The following is a 301-nucleotide window of genomic DNA, read 5'->3' on the forward strand; positions in this document are numbered from 1 at the left end:
GGACACGCCGGGCACCTCGTACACCCGGCACGGCGGGTTCCTGCTCGGCGCGGGGGACTTCGATGCGGAGTTCTTCGGGATCTCGCCGCGCGAGGCGCTGGCCATGGACCCGCAGCAGCGGCTGCTGCTGGAAACCTCCTGGGAGGCGTTCGAGCGCGCCGGCATCGACCCCACCGCGCTCCGCGGTTCGAACACCGGCGTGTACGCGGGGACGTTCGGGTTCCGCGACCACGACGGGGTGTCGACGCCGGCGGGTGCCGAGGGTCAGCGGATGACGGGGTCGGCAGCGAGCGTGCTCTCG

1 protein-coding gene is annotated in these 301 nt (G+C 73.1%); it reads left to right on the plus strand.

Annotation, left to right across the window (positions count from 1 at the left end):
- Window positions 1-301 (plus strand): beta-ketoacyl synthase N-terminal-like domain-containing protein (locus tag LG634_RS37665; protein WP_308072770.1); only part of this gene is annotated, 301 nt, incomplete at both ends.

It is taken from the genome of Streptomyces bambusae (assembly GCF_020532645.1).
Classification (GTDB): Bacteria; Actinomycetota; Actinomycetes; order Streptomycetales; family Streptomycetaceae; genus Streptomyces; species Streptomyces bambusae.